Origin of the sequence: Streptomyces sp. WM6372 (assembly GCF_001279655.1) — a bacterium.
In the GTDB taxonomy this organism is placed as follows: domain Bacteria; phylum Actinomycetota; class Actinomycetes; order Streptomycetales; family Streptomycetaceae; genus Streptomyces.
This window is the reverse complement of the sequence record NZ_LGDB01000193.1, coordinates 24,445-38,637: the sequence shown is the minus strand read 5'-3', so window position 1 is coordinate 38,637 and position 14,193 is coordinate 24,445. Positions and strand designations below refer to the sequence as shown.

At 73.6% G+C, this 14,193-nt stretch carries 11 protein-coding genes; 7 read left to right on the top strand and 4 right to left on the bottom strand.

Annotation, left to right across the window (positions count from 1 at the left end):
- The first annotated feature begins 107 nt into the window (after window positions 1–107).
- Entirely contained in the window at window positions 108–866 is a 759-nt protein-coding gene (locus tag ADK52_RS22320; protein WP_053691610.1) for an SDR family NAD(P)-dependent oxidoreductase, read from the top strand.
- 59 nt (window positions 867–925) lie between these two features.
- On the opposite strand, the gene ADK52_RS22315 is transcribed toward ADK52_RS22320, so the two are convergent.
- The 3 genes from ADK52_RS22315 to ADK52_RS22305 form a co-directional block, all read right to left on the bottom strand.
- Window positions 926–2,401 (bottom strand): amidase, encoded by a 1,476-nt coding sequence (locus ADK52_RS22315; RefSeq protein ID WP_078988522.1) that lies wholly within the window; start codon window positions 2,399–2,401, stop codon window positions 926–928.
- A gap of 58 nt (window positions 2,402–2,459) precedes the next feature.
- Complete coding sequence (locus ADK52_RS22310; protein ID WP_053691609.1) at window positions 2,460–3,164, bottom strand: alpha/beta fold hydrolase; 705 nt, start codon at window positions 3,162–3,164, stop codon at window positions 2,460–2,462.
- Between the two features lie 109 nt (window positions 3,165–3,273).
- On the bottom strand, window positions 3,274–4,560 hold the full coding sequence (locus tag ADK52_RS22305; protein WP_053691608.1) for an MFS transporter: 1,287 nt from the start codon (window positions 4,558–4,560) through the stop codon (window positions 3,274–3,276).
- 332 nt (window positions 4,561–4,892) lie between these two features.
- Between ADK52_RS22305 and ADK52_RS22300 the strand changes: the two genes are divergently transcribed.
- From ADK52_RS22300 to ADK52_RS22280, 5 genes are all read left to right on the top strand, one after another.
- The gene (locus ADK52_RS22300) at window positions 4,893–5,906 is read left to right on the top strand and encodes a LacI family DNA-binding transcriptional regulator (protein WP_053691607.1); all 1,014 of its coding nucleotides are present in this window, start codon (window positions 4,893–4,895) and stop codon (window positions 5,904–5,906) included.
- Between the two features lie 186 nt (window positions 5,907–6,092).
- Window positions 6,093–7,310 (top strand): thiolase family protein, encoded by a 1,218-nt coding sequence (locus tag ADK52_RS22295; protein ID WP_053691606.1) that lies wholly within the window; start codon window positions 6,093–6,095, stop codon window positions 7,308–7,310.
- A 150-nt stretch (window positions 7,311–7,460) separates the two neighbouring features.
- On the top strand, window positions 7,461–8,900 hold the full coding sequence (locus tag ADK52_RS22290) for an aldehyde dehydrogenase family protein (protein ID WP_053691605.1): 1,440 nt from the start codon (window positions 7,461–7,463) through the stop codon (window positions 8,898–8,900).
- 120 nt (window positions 8,901–9,020) lie between these two features.
- Window positions 9,021–9,410: a thioredoxin family protein gene (locus tag ADK52_RS22285; protein ID WP_053691604.1), complete on the top strand. Its 390-nt coding sequence runs from the start codon at window positions 9,021–9,023 to the stop codon at window positions 9,408–9,410.
- Window positions 9,411–9,476: 66 nt separating this feature from the next.
- Entirely contained in the window at window positions 9,477–10,916 is a 1,440-nt protein-coding gene (locus tag ADK52_RS22280) for a dihydrolipoyl dehydrogenase family protein (protein WP_053691603.1), read from the top strand.
- On the opposite strand, the gene ADK52_RS22275 is transcribed toward ADK52_RS22280, so the two are convergent.
- Window positions 10,888–11,190, bottom strand: a complete 303-nt coding sequence (locus ADK52_RS22275; RefSeq protein WP_053691602.1) for a DUF2087 domain-containing protein — start codon at window positions 11,188–11,190, stop codon at window positions 10,888–10,890. The genes ADK52_RS22280 and ADK52_RS22275 overlap by 29 nt on opposite strands.
- Window positions 11,191–11,359: 169 nt before the next feature.
- Here ADK52_RS22275 and ADK52_RS22270 point away from each other — a divergent pair, with 169 nt between their 5' ends.
- Entirely contained in the window at window positions 11,360–14,122 is a 2,763-nt protein-coding gene (locus ADK52_RS22270; protein ID WP_053691601.1) for a penicillin acylase family protein, read from the top strand.
- Window positions 14,123–14,193 lie beyond the last annotated feature (71 nt).

Sequence of the window (14,193 nt, the reverse complement as noted above, 5' to 3'; positions counted from 1 at the left end):
GACGCGGGAGGATCTTTCTTTCGGCGCCGCGACGCCGGCTGGTTGCCTGGAAGTGTCACATTCCGGGTGGAGCGCACGTACTCCACCGCACGAGCGGGAGGCACATCATGCAGGTAGCCGTGGTCACGGGCGCCAGTTCCGGCATCGGACGGAGCGCGGCCCTCCAGATCGCCGCACGGGGCGTCGGAGTCATCCTCACGTACGGCTCCAACCGGCAGGGCGGCGAAGAGGCCGTCGCCGAGATCGAGAAGCGGGGCGGCACCGCCGTGGCGCTGCCCCTGGACATCAGCGACACGGCCGGCTTCCCCGCGTTCCGCGAGGCCGTGGCCGACGCGCTGCGCACCACCTGGCAGCGCGACACCTTCGACCACCTCGTCAACAACGCCGGCTTCGCGGGCGAGTCGATGATCGAGGACACCACCGAGGAGTCCTTCGACCGGCTCACCCGCGGGCTCTTCAAGGGCCCGTTCTTCCTCACCCGGGCGCTGCTGCCGCTGATGGCCGACGGCGGGGCGATCGTCAACACCACCAGTAACTCCGCACTGCCGCACGTGACGGCACCCGGATACTCCGTCTACGCGTCGCTGAAGGGCGCGGTGACCGTACTGACCCGCTACATGGCCAAGGAGTTCGGTCCGCGGGGCATCCGCGTCAACTCCGTCGCGCCCGGTGCCACCCGCACCCGTTTCGCCGACAACGCCTTCGAACGGCACCCGGAGATCATCCCGGAGATGGCGCGTGCCTTCGCGCTCGGACGGATCGGCGAACCCGACGACATCGGCATGGTGATCGCCACCCTGGTCTCCGAGGAAGGCCGCTGGATCACCGCCCAGAACATCGAGGTCTCCGGCGGACAGAACCTCTGAGGGCGACGATCCCGCGCAGAGCCCGTGCAGCCCCGGCTCAGACCCGGCTCAGACCCGGCTCAGCCCCTGCTCACCCTCCCTGCCTGCCACTGGTCCGGCCAGGCGTCCGACCAGGCTCCGGCCGCTTCCGCCTGGGCCGCCAGGGAGAGGAGGAGGGGTTCCGAATCGGCCGGGCCCAGGAGCTGGGCCCCCAGGGGGAGGCCCTCGGTGGTGAAGCCCGCCGGGACGTTCACCCCCGGCCAGCCCAGCACGTTCCAGGTCCAGGCGTACGGGCACGCCGCGATCATCGCCCGGTCCGTGGCCATCGCCCCGAGCCCCGCCAGGGCGCCGATCCGCAGCGGGGGAGCGGCCGTCGTCGGGGTCAGGACCACGTCGAACCGGCCGAAGATCTCCCCGACCCGCCGCCGCAGCAGGGTCTCCGCCCGGCGGGAGACCCGCAGCGGCAGGCCGCCCAGGATCCGGCCCGTGCGCATCGCCTCGTGCGTGCGCGGGTCCAGCAGCGCGGGATCCGGCACCCGGGACGCCCAGTCCCGTACGCCCCCGGTCGCGCGGGGGACGAAGGTCAGGCCGATCTGCCCGTAGCGCGGGTCCTCCGGGACCACCTCGTGCCCCAGGGACTCCAGCCGGCCCGCCAGCCGTTCCACCGCCGAACGGACCTCGGGATCAAGGGACTTCGGTGTCGCCGTGAAGGCCATCCCGAACGACAGGGCGATGCGCAGCCGGCGCGGCGCGCGCCGGGTCGCCTCGATCGCCGAGACGGGGGCCGGGCGGTGCCGGTCCCCGGCGTGCGGGCCGCTCGCGGCGTCGAGCAGGAGCGCCGCGTCGCCGACGCTGCGGGCCAGCACGCCGTTGACGGTCAGCCCGTGGAACGACTCCGGCTCCGGCCAGGTGGAGATGCGCCCGCGCTGCGGTTTGACGCCCACCAGATGGGTCCAGGCCGCGGGGATCCGTACGGAACCCGCCCCGTCGGAGCCGAGCGCCGCCGGGACCAGCCCCGCGGCCACGGCGGCCGCCGAGCCGCCGGAGGAACCGCCGGGCGTGTGGGCCGGGTTCCACGGATTGCGGGTCGCGCCGAACGCCGGGCCCTCGGTGAACGGCCACTGCCCCAGCTCCGGCGTCTGGGTCTTGCCGATGACGACCGCGCCGGCCGCGCGCAGCCTGCGTACGGCCTCGCTGTCGGCGGTCTTCGGCGGGAACTGACCGGCGCAGCCGAACGCGGTCGGCTCGCCGGCCACGTCCATGTCGTCCTTGACGGCTATGGGTACGCCGAGCAGCGGGAGCCGCTCACCGGCGGCCAGCCGCCGGTCGGCCGCGTCCGCCTCGGCGAGCGCGGCCTCGGTGCGTACGATCCGGAACGCGTTGAGGACGGGCTGCGCGGCGGCGATCCGCTCCAGCGCCTCCTCGGTCAACCGGCGTGCCGAGACACCTCCTTCGGCGAGCGCCCGCGCCGTGTCCACCAGACCGTCGGAGACGGAAGGGACAGAAGAGACGGACGAGACAGCTGAAGACTTCGTACCTGACGACGTCACCGACATCGGACCTCCCCGTTACCGCTCGGTAGGACCGAAGGTAACGGGGACGGCCCGAGGGTGGCTAGAGCGGTTGGATCCAACCCTCCAGCGAGGCCATGAACCCGTCGAAGTCGTCCCGGTGGATGGTGTGTCCGGCGCCGGCGACGGACCGTACCTCGAAACCGCGCTCCTCCAGCAGCGCGGCCCGCTCCGGCGGGATGAGGAAGCTCGGGTCGGCGAGCTGGACGAGCGAGGGGACCACCGGCGCCGCCGGCAGCAGGTCCCTGCCGAACAGCGCGGCGAGGCCGAGCGCCGTCGCCTCGTCCCAGACCGCCAGGGTCTCCAGCTCCACGTCGATGTCCGCCTCCTCCCAGCGCGGGTTCATCGCCCGGATCTGCTCCCTGGGCGCGGACTTGAACTGCGCGAACAGCTCCGGACCCATCCCCTCGGCCGGGGCGGCGAGGTGCCAGGCCGGGTCGGAGAACACCGCCCGCTCCGGCTTCAGCCGGTCCACGGCCAGCGAGAGGGTCAGCCCGCCCAGCGAGTGGCCGATCGCGAGTTCGGCGCCGGTGGGCAGGGTCTCGACCACGTCCTGCGCGAAGAGCTCCGGGCCGTACGCGCCCCGCCCGCTGGCGCCGTGGCCCCGCAGGTCCACGGCGATGACCCGGTAGCCGCGCTCGGCGAGGGCGGGACCCACCCGGCGCCAGGTCCGGTGGTCGGCCATCATGCCGTGGATCAGGAGCGCGACGCGGTCGCCCTCGCCCCAGGTGTGGGTGTGCAGCTGCACGGTGATGCCTTTCTCGGCAGTGTGACGGTGGAATCAGCGGTGATGACGGAGGAACAGGACTCGGAGGCGGCACGGGGCCCGAACGCCGAGCAGGAGCGCGCTCCGCCCCTCACCGCACGCTGCGGATCGGCTTCACCGCCAGCGCGCCCGCCACCGCCAGGACCGCCGCGACGATGAACAGCGCGGTGTAGCCGCCGCTCAGCGAGACGATCACCGAGGCGATGAACGGCGCGATGATCTGCGGCCCCGCGTTCGCGATGTTGAGCACGCCCATGTCGCGGGCCGCGTCCTCCGCCTTCGGGAGCACCATCGTCACGAGCGCGGTGTCCACGGCCATGTACGAGCCGAAGGCGAGCCCGTTGACGGCGGCGAAGGCCAGCATGGCCGTCCAGCTGTCCGACACGGCCGGGATCACGAGCGCGACGGCCGACAGCAGGGCGGAGGCGCCGACGAACAGCTTGCGGCGGTCGAGCCGGTCGGAGAGGTACCCGCCGAGGACCGTGGAGACGACCATCGCGATGCTCGTCAGCGGCATCAGCACCGCCACCGCCGCCTCCGGCTTCATGCCGTCGGGCAGCACGGTGTGGTCCTGGAGGATGTACAGCTGGTACCCGCTGACCGCGAAGTACCCGAGTACGAGCAGCGCCCGCCCGATGAAGGCCCAGCGGAAGTCGTGGTCGCGCAGGGCGCTGGTGAACGCGGCGAGCTGCTCCTTGACCGGCAGCGGGGCGCGCGCCGGGAGCCGTTCCTCGCGGGTGCAGGCGGTGAACAGGACCGCGGCGCCCGCCACGATCGCGCCGAAGACGAGGTACCCGGTGCGGTAGTCCTCCGAGAACGCGGCGCCGATCAGCGCGCCGAGGGTGGAGCCGAAGGGCAGGCCGAGCCCCACGGCCGCAGAGGCCTTGCCGCGGGCGGACGTCGGGACCCGGTCGGGGACGACGGAGGTGAGGGCGGCCTGGTAGACGTTCATGACGGCCTGGCCGAGGCACCAGGCGATCGTGATCAGCAGGATCGTGTCGGCGGCGCCGAGCAGGAACATCGCCGGTACGGCGGCGATACCGCCGCCCAGGATCCAGGGATTGCGCCGCCCGCTGCGGTCGGACAGGGCGCCGGCGACCGGGTTGAAGATCGTGGCGAAGATCGCCGAGACCCCCGCGATCAGGCCGAAGTTGGAGACCTTGTTCGCCGGGTCGACGTCCTCGACGTGGAGGGCGAGCAGGACGCCGGCGACGCCGACGTAGAGCGTGTACATCGCGCTGTTGCCGACGAGCAGCAACGGGAACAGGCCGCGTCCGATAGCGCGCGGGGAGCCGGTGTCGCCGCTGGCGGCGGGTGCGGCGGACGCGTCGTCGGGGGTGGCTCCGGTGGTGCCGGTGCCGGAGGAGGAAAGGGCCACGGTGCCCTCCTGGGCGGGTTCTTCGTGCGGACGAGGGTGGGGTGGAGCTTGAGGTGGCGGGTACGGGAGGGGGTGCCGGGAGGTGCGGGGAAGGAGTGCGGGGAGAGGTACGGGGAGGTGCGCGCCGCCCTGTCGCGGCGGCGGGGGTGCGACGGAACACGACAGGGCGGCGGCACGGCGGGACACGCTCGGACGCGTGCGGGAGCGCCCCGGGGAACGGGATGTGACACCCGGGTTACACGTGTCAATGAATCGTGTAACCACTGTGTAGCATTCGTTTCCGGCCATCCGCTAGCCCCCGGGCACGATCGGTCTGGAAAGATGCCACGGCAATGTCACAGTCATCGAAACCGCCGCAGTCGGCCCCCGTGCCGACCAGCGCCGACGTGGCCCGTCTCGCCGGCGTGTCGCGCGCGACCGTCAGCTACGTCCTCAACAACGCGGAAGCCGTACGCATCAGCGAACCGACCCGCCGCAAGGTCCGCCGGGCCGCCGAGGAGCTCGGGTACGTGCCGCACGCCGCTGCCCGCAGCCTGCGCGCCGGCCATACCCGCATCGTGCTGCTGCCCACCTCGCACGTGCCGATCGGACCGCTCTACAGCGCCTTCCTCAACGAGCTCCAGTGGTCGCTGCGCCGCCTCGACTACACCGTGGTCCAGTACGGCAGCCTCGGCCTCAGCGGCGACGAGGCCGCCCGCGCCTGGGCCGAGCTGCGCCCGGTCGCGGTGATCTCGCTCGGCGAGATCACCCTCTCCGCGCACAACGTGGCCACGCTGAAACGGGCCGGAGCCCGCGCGGTGATAACGATGGGCCCGGTCGGCGTTCCCGGGGCCCACGCCCTGGTCATGGACCAGCGCGAGGTGGGCGCCCGGGCCGCCGAACACCTCGTCGAGCGGGGCCACCGGCGGATCGGCGTGGTCGTCCCGGAGGAGGAGGGGATGGAGCTCTTCTCCGCTCCCCGCCTGGAGGGCGCCCGCTCGGTCGCGGGCGCCGAGGTCGAGCCGCTGGCGATGGCCTACTCGGAGGAGTCGGCCGCCGCCCTCGCCGCCCGCTGGCGTTCGCTCGGCCTGGACGCGGTGTTCGCGTACAACGACGAGTACGCGATGCTGCTGATGCGCGCCCTGCTGGACGAGGGGCTGCGGGTCCCCGAAGATGTCGCGGTCATCGGCGCCGACGACCTGCTCATCGGCAGGCTGCTGCGGCCCCGGCTGAGCACGGTGCAGATCGAGCTGCCGACCGGGGACCACCTGGCCGCGCTCGTGGACCGGGCGGTGCGGGAGCCGGGCGAGATCACGCAGCGGCACGACCTGATCTCCGCCGTGGCCATCCGACGGGAGTCGACCTGACGCCCGGCCCGTGACGCCGCCCGGCTCGGGACGGTCGGTCGTTGGCCGGCGGAGGGCCGTTGACAGCCGGTGACCTGCGGACGGAGACTGCGGGCGCGCCCCACCGGGCGCGCCCGGCGCCGCACCGGGTGCCGACCCCGGCACCGCCCCGGCGCCGCCCGTACGGATCCGCCCAGGAGAGCCCCGATGAGCATCCGCACCGCCCGCGACGGACGCAGCGTCCGCGACGTCTACGTGGTCGACGCCGTCCGCACCCCGATCGGCAAGTTCGGCGGAGCCTACGCCGGGGTCCGCCCCGACGACCTCGCTGCGCACGTCGTGCGCGCGCTGGTGGACCGTACGCCCGACCTCGACCCGGCCCGCATCGACGACGTGGTCTTCGGCGATGCCAACGGCGCGGGCGAGGACAACCGGGACGTGGCCCGGATGGCCGTCCTGCTCGCCGGGCTCCCGGTGTCCGTGCCCGGGGTCACCGTCAACCGGCTCTGCGGTTCGGGCCTCGAAGCGGTGATCCAGGCCGCCCGGGCCATCGCGCTCGGCGACGCCTCCGTCGCCATCGCGGGCGGCGTGGAGTCGATGAGCCGCGCCCCCTGGGTGGTGCAGAAGCCGGAGCGCCCCTTCCCGGCCGGCCACCAGCAGATGTGGTCCACCACCCTCGGCTGGCGGATGACCAACCCGCGCATGCCCGCGGAGTGGACGGGCTCGCTCGGCGAGGGCGCCGAACTCATCGCGGAGAAGCACGGCATCACCCGCGAGGCCCAGGACCTCTTCGCCCTGGAGAGCCACCGCAAGGCGGCGGCCGCCTGGGCCGCCGGGCAGTACGCCGACGAGGTCGTCGCGTACCCCGGAGTGGACCTCGTACGCGACGAATGCATCCGGGAGGGCTCCACGCCCGAGGCACTGGGCCGGCTGAAGCCCGCCTTCCGGACGGACGGCACGGGTACGGTCACGGCCGCGAACGCCTCCCCGCTCAACGACGGCGCCGCGGCGCTGCTGCTGACCGACGAGGAGGGGCTGGCGGCCACCGGCCGGGAGCCGCTGGCCCGGATCAGCGCCTCCGCGGTCACGGGCATCGAGCCGCAGCTCTTCGGCCTGGGCCCGGTCGACGCCGTGCAGCGCGCGCTCGCCAAGGCGGGCCGGAGCCTGGCCGATCTGACCACGCTCGAACTCAACGAGGCCTTCGCGGCGCAGGCGTTGGGCTGCCTCGCGGCCTGGCCGGAGCTGGACCCGGCGGTGCTGAACCCGCGCGGCGGTGCCATCGCGATCGGGCACCCGCTCGGCGCCTCCGGGGCCCGGCTGGCCGGTTCGGTGGCGCACCAGCTGGCCGCGGCCGGCTCGGGTACGGGCATGGCGACGCTGTGCATCGGTGTCGGGCAGGGCATCGCGCTCGTCCTGGAGCGCTGAACGCACCCACGCCGCCGGGCCGTCGATCGTTTCCGGTCACGGCGGCCCGTCAACTGCCCAATAACTGAACAGATGTGGTGCCTCCGGTCTGGCACGATGGCGCGTGCTGCCGCCCCCCGCCCCGCCCATCCCCACCGGAGGCCCCGCGCCATGCCGCTCCTCGATCCGACGCTCTGGCAGGACGGACCGACCCTCACCGGGGGCGCCGCCCCGGTCGTCGAACCCGCCACCGGCCGCACCCTGGCCACCTTCGCCCTGGCCGCGACCGCCGATGTCGCCGAGTCCGCCCTGCGGGCCAGGGCTGCCCAGGAGGACTGGGCGCGGGCCTCCCACATGGAGCGGGCCGCCGTCCTGCGCCGCGCCGGAGACCTGTTCACCGCCCACGCCGACGAGCTGCGGGACTGGCTGGTGCGCGAGTCCGGCTCCATACCCGGCAAGGCCGACTTCGAGCTGCACGTCGCCGCCCAGGAGTGCTACGAGGCCGCCGCGCTGGCCTCCCGCCCGGCCGGGCAGGTGCTGCCGAGCGAGGCGCCGCGGCTGTCCTTCACCCGCCGGGTCCCGGCCGGGGTGGTGGGCGTGGTGGCCCCGTTCAACGCGCCGCTGATCCTGGCGATCCGCTCGGTCGCCCCGGCCCTCGCCCTCGGCAACGCCGTGCTGCTCAAGCCGGACCTGCGGACCGCCGTGTGCGGCGGCCTCGCGCTCGCCGCCGTCTTCGCGGCCGCCGGGCTGCCGGACGGACTGCTGCACGTGCTGCCCGGGGGAGCGGAGACCGGGGCGGCGGTGGTCGCCGATCCGCTGGTCCGGGTGGTGTCGTTCACCGGGTCCACGGCCGCCGGGCGGCTCGTCGGTGAGCTGGCGGGCCGCCACCTGAAGCGGGCGCACCTGGAGTTGGGCGGGAACTCGGCCCTCGTCGTGCTCCAGGACGCCGATGTCGAGGCCGCCGTCGCGCAGGCCTCCTGGGGCTCCTTCTTCCACCAGGGCCAGATCTGCATGACGGCCGGCCGGCACCTCGTCCACGCCTCGCTGTACGACGAGTACGTCGAGCGGCTCGCCGCGCGGGCCGAGGCGCTGGCGGTGGGGGACCCGTACCGCGAGCGGGTGCACCTGGGGCCGCTGATCGACCGCGGCCAGCTGGAGCGGGTCCACGCCCTGGTCGAGGCGAGCACGGAGCGGGGCGCCAAGCTCGTCGCCGGCGGCACGTACGAGGGGCTCTTCTACCGGCCGACCGTGCTGGCGGGGGTCACCGACGACACCCCCGCCTACGCGGAGGAGGTCTTCGGCCCGGTGGCGCCCGTACGGTCCTTCGTGACGGAGGAGGAGGCGGTGGCCCTGGCTTCGGCCGGCCCGTACGGCCTCTCCCTCGGGATCGTGACCCGCGACGCGGCGCGCGGGATGGAGCTGGCCGGGCGGATCCCGACCGGGATCGCGCACGTCAACGACCAGACGGTGAACGACGAGGCCGTGGCCCCGTTCGGCGGGGTCGGCGCCTCGGGCACCGGGGCCCGGTTCGGCGGCGAGGCGAACCTGGACGCCTTCACGGAGCTGCGCTGGACGACGGTCCGCTCGGCTCCGGCGGGGCACCCTTTCTGAGACGGCACGTACGGGCGGGCCGCCGACGCCGTGCGGCGGCCCGCCCGCGCGCCGCGGCGGAATGCACGGGGCGAGCCGATCGTTCAAGGTGCATACAAGGCAATCAGGAGGTCTGGAACCGTGGCTACTGTCGAGCTCACCAAGGAGAACTTCGACCAGACGGTCAGCGAGAACCCGTTCGTGCTGATCGATTTCTGGGCGGGCTGGTGCCGGCCCTGCCTGCAGTTCGCCCCGGTCTACGAGAAGGCCTCGGAGGCCCACCCGGACCTGGTCTTCGCCAAGGTGGACACGGAGGCGCAGCAGGAGCTGGCCGCCGCCTTCCAGATCACCTCGATCCCGACGCTGATGATCGTCCGGGACCAGGTGGCGATCTTCGCGCAGCCCGGCGCGCTGCCGGAGCCGGCGCTGACGGACCTGATCGGGCAGGCACGGGCGCTGGACATGGACGAGGTGCGCGCGAAGATCGCCGCGTCGCAGCAGGACGGCCAGCCCGGCACGGCGGAGGCCTGAGCTCAGACCCGCCGCCCCGCGGTCCCCACGTAAGGTGACGGGGAACAAGCGCCCCTGGAACCACGGATGGTGACTGTGTCGGAAGCGGTGGAGTACGACGTCGTGGTGCTCGGCGGGGGACCGGCCGGCGAGAACATCGTGGACCGGACCCGGGCCGCCGGGCTGACCACGGCCCTGGTGGAGGCCGAACTCATCGGCGGCGAATGCTCGTACTGGGCCTGCGTCCCGAGCAAGGCGCTGCTGCGCCCCGCGCTGGCCAGGGCCGACGCCCGCCGGTTGCCCGGGCTCGCGGGCTCCGTGGAGGGGCCGCTGGACGCGGCGGCCGTGTTCGCCCACCGCGACTACTGGACCTCCAGCTGGAAGGACGACGGCCAGGCCGACTGGATCGAGTCGACCGGTGCCCACCTCTACCGGGGCCACGGCCGCCTGTACGGGGTCCGCAAGGTCGCCGTCACCAGCCCCGAGGGCGAGCACCACGTGCTGGCCGCCCGCCACGCCGTGGTCGTCGCCACCGGCACCCGCGCCGTGATCCCGGACGTGCCCGGGCTCGCCGGGGCGCGGCCGTGGACCAGCCGCGAGGCCACCTCCGCCCAGCAGGTGCCGGGCCGGCTGCTGATCGTGGGCGGCTCGGTGGTGGCCGTCGAGATGGCCACGGCCTGGCAGGCCCTCGGCTCCCAGGTCACGGTCCTGGTACGCGGCTCCGGGCTGCTGCCGCGGATGGAGTCCTTCGCCGGCGAACTGGTCGCCGAGGCGCTGCGCGAGGCCGGCGCGGTGGTCCGTACGGACGTCTCCGTCGAGGCGGTCGTACGGGACGGCTCGACCGGGCCCGTCCAGGTCGTACTGGAGGGCGGCGAGATCCTGGAGGGCGACGAGCTGCTGATGGCGACCGGCCGCACGCCGCGCACCGAGGACATCGGGCTGGAGACCGTCGGCCTGAAGGCCGGCGACTGGATCCCGGTCGACGAGAGCTGCCGCGCCCAGGGCCACGACTGGCTGTACGCCGTCGGCGACGTCAACCACCGCGCGCTGCTGACCCACCAGGCCAAGTACCAGGCCAGGATCGCGGGGGCCGCCATCGCCGCCCGCGCGGCGGGCAGCCCCGCGCTCGACAGCGGCCGCTGGGGCGCGCACGTGGCGACCGCCGATACGCGGGCCATGCCGCAGGTGGTGTTCACCGACCCCGAGGCGGCGGCCGTGGGGCTCACCCTCGCGGAGGCCGAGCGGGCGGGCCACCGGGTCCGCGCCGTGGACTACGACCTCGGCAAGGTCTCCGGCGCCGGCCTGTACGCCGACGGCTACCGGGGCAGGGCCCGGATGGTCGTCGACCTGGACCGTGAGGTGCTCCTCGGGGCCACCTTCGTCGGCCCGGGCGTGGCCGAGCTGCTGCACGCGGCCACGATCGCGGTCGCGGGGGAGGTCCCGGTCGACCGGCTGTGGCACGCGGTCCCGGCGTTCCCGACGATCAGCGAGATCTGGCTCAGGCTGCTGGAGGCGTACCGGGGATAGCCGGGTCCACGACGTCGGCCCGCCGGTAGCTGCCGCCGTCGCGGGTGCGGGTCAGCAGGCCCGAGGTGATCAGGTAGCGCCGCAGCGCCGAGCAGTCCTCGTGGACGGTGCGCAGCGCGTCGTTCACCTCGGGTTCGGTGTACGTCCGGCCCTGTGCGAAGAGGGTCTCGGTGAGGTGGGCGAGCAGCTGCTCGCGGCGGGCGGCCTTGCGCGGGATGGCGATGAGCCGTCCGCCGGAGAAGAGGTCGGAGACGTGGCGCTCTTTCTGTGACATGGCAGCGAGCCTCTCCGACACCCCGCGCGTCCGGCAACGGATTTATGCCCGACGCGCTGTCGGCGACGCGGCAACTCCCCGGAAAAGTGACGGTCGTTCATCTTACTGAGCGGTAGACCGCGCCAGTACCCTCCCCCGTGACCGCTTCCTGCCCCACGGAGGAGCACGTATGCGACGTCCCACCGCCCGCCTGAGAACTGCCGTCGCCGCCGGGGTGATCGCCCTCGGCGCCGCCCTGCTCTCCCCGCTCGCGGCCGCCACCGCGGCCGCCGCGCCGCCCGCCGATCCCGTGCCGCTCCCCGTCGCCGACTACTGCGGCGGCCAGTGCGCGGACATCCTGCCGCCCGGCCAGAACGGCAACGCGACCCTGGCCCAGATCCTCCTGCACAAGGCGTTCGGCACGATGCCCGCCCACGCATCCGACCAACTGGCCCGTTACGACTCGCTGGTGGCCGGATACCCCGGGCTCACCGACGCCAAGGTCAACGACTTCTTCAACGACGCGTCCTTCGGGGTCCCCGCCGACCAGGTCGAATCGACCACCAGCCCGCGCTCCGACGTCACCATCACCCGCGACAAGAAGACCGGCGTCCCCCACATCAAGGGAACCACCCGCTACGGGACTTCCTTCGGCGCGGGCTTCGCCGCCGCCCAGGACCGGCTCTGGCAGATGGACCTCTTCCGCCACGTCGGCCGCGGCGACCTGACCCCGTTCGCCGGCGGCGCCCTCGCCAACCAGGGGCTGGAGCAGCAGTTCTGGCCGCAGGCCCCGTACACCGAGGCCGACCTCCAGGCCCAGGTGGACCGGATCCGCACCACGGAGGGCGACCGCGGCCGCCTCGCGATGGAGGACGCGCAGGCGTACGTCGACGGCATCAACGCCTACCGCGTGCAGTCCAAGAACGGCCGCTACTTCCCCGGCGAGTACGTCCTCACCGGCCACATCGACTCCATCACCAACGCCGGCGAGATCCAGCCGTTCAAGACCACCGACCTGATCGCCCTCGCCTCCGTCGTCGGCGGGCTGTTCGGCGGCGGTGGCGGCGGCGAGGTGCAGGCCGCGCTCTCCCTGCTCTCCGCGCAGCAGAGGTACGGCCTGGAGGAGGGCACCCGGGTCTGGGAGTCCTTCCGCGAGCGCGACGACCCCGAGGCCGTGCTCACCGTCCACGACGGCACGAGCTTCCCGTACGCGCAGAAGCCCGCGGACCCGCAGGGCACCGCGCTCCCGGACCCCGGCTCGGTCACCGCCGAGCCGCTGGTCTACGACCGTACGGGCGCGGCGGCCACCGCGGCCGCCGCGAATCCGCCGAAGCCGGTCAAGCAGAGCATGTCGAACGCCCTGCTCGTCTCGGGGGCGAAGACCGCGAGCGGTCGCCCCGTCGCCGTCTTCGGCCCGCAGACCGGCTACCTCGCGCCCCAACTCCTCATGCTCCAGGAGCTCCAGGGCCCCGGCATCAGCGCCCGCGGCGCCTCTTTCGCCGGGGTGAGCATGTACGTCCAGCTCGGCCGCGGCCAGGACTACGCCTGGAGCGCCACCTCCGCCGGGCAGGACATCACCGACACCTTCGCCGTCGAACTGTGCGAGCCGGACGGCGGGACCCCGACCACCGCGAGCGCCTCGTACCTCTACCGCGGCACCTGCACCCCCATGGAGAAGCTGGAGCGCACCAACACCTGGAAGTCCTCGGTGGCCGACCCGACGCCGAACGGCTCGTACCGGATGCAGGTCTGGCGGACGAACTACGGCATCGTCACCCACCGCGCCACCGCCCTGGGCAAGCCCGTGGCCTACACCGCTCTGCGCTCCACGTACCGCCACGAGGCCGACTCGATCATCGGCTTCCAGATGCTGAACGACCCCGCGTACGTGACGGACGCCCGTACGTTCCAGCAGGCCGCCCAGCACATCGGCTACGCCTTCAACTGGTTCTACGCGGACGCGCGCGAAGCGGCGTACTACAACAGCGGGTCGAACCCGGTCCGGGCGGCCGGGGTCGACGCCGCGCTGCCGATCGCGGCCAAGCAGCAGTACGAGTGGCAGGGCTTCGACCCGGCGGCCAACACCGCCGCGTACACCCCGCCCGCCGAGCACCCGCAGTCCATCGGGCAGGACTACTACATCAGTTGGAACAACAAGCAGCCCAAGGAGTACGGCGCGGCCGGCTTCGGGATGGGCTCCGTGCACCGCGGCGACCTCCTCGACCAGCGCGTGAAGCCCCTCGTCGCCGCGGGCGGGGTCACCCGCGCCAAGCTCACCCAGGCGATGGCGGACGCGGCCGTCACCGACCTGCGGGCCGAGAACCTGCTGCCCGAGCTGCTCGCCGTGCTGCGCAGCCGGCCGGTCACCGATCCTGCGGTGGCCGCCGCCGTCGACAAGCTGGCGGCGTGGCAGGCTGCGGGGACCGAGCGCAAGGAGACCGCTCAGGGCTCGAAGGCGTACGCGCACGCCGATGCCATCCGGATCATGGACGCCTGGTGGCCGCTGCTGATCGAGGCCGAGTTCAAACCGGGGCTCGGGGCGCCGCTCTACGACGCCCTGCGGGCCTCCCTGACCGTCGACGAGGCACCCAACGCGGGTCACGGGCCGACCGGTTCGCACGCCGGGTCGGCGTTCCAGTACGGCTGGTGGAGCTACGCGGACAAGGACTTGCGCACGGTGCTCGGGCGCCCGGTCGCCGGTCCGCTGGCCAAGGCGTACTGCGGCGGCGGCTCGCTGTCCGCGTGCCGTGACGCCGTTGCGGCCTCGCTCAAGCAGGCGGCCGCCGCCACCCCGGCGGCCGTGTACCCGGCCGACGGGACCTGCGCGGCCGGGAACCAGTGGTGCGCGGACTCGATCGTGCAGCGTCCGGTGGGCGGGCTGAGCCACCCGCAGATCAACTGGCAGAACCGGCCGACGTACCAGCAGGTGGTGGAGTTCCCGGCGCACCGCTGAGGCCCGGCCGTACACGTGAGGAGGCCCGCCGGCCCCGGATCGCTCCGGGGCCGGCGGGCCTCCTCGGCTGC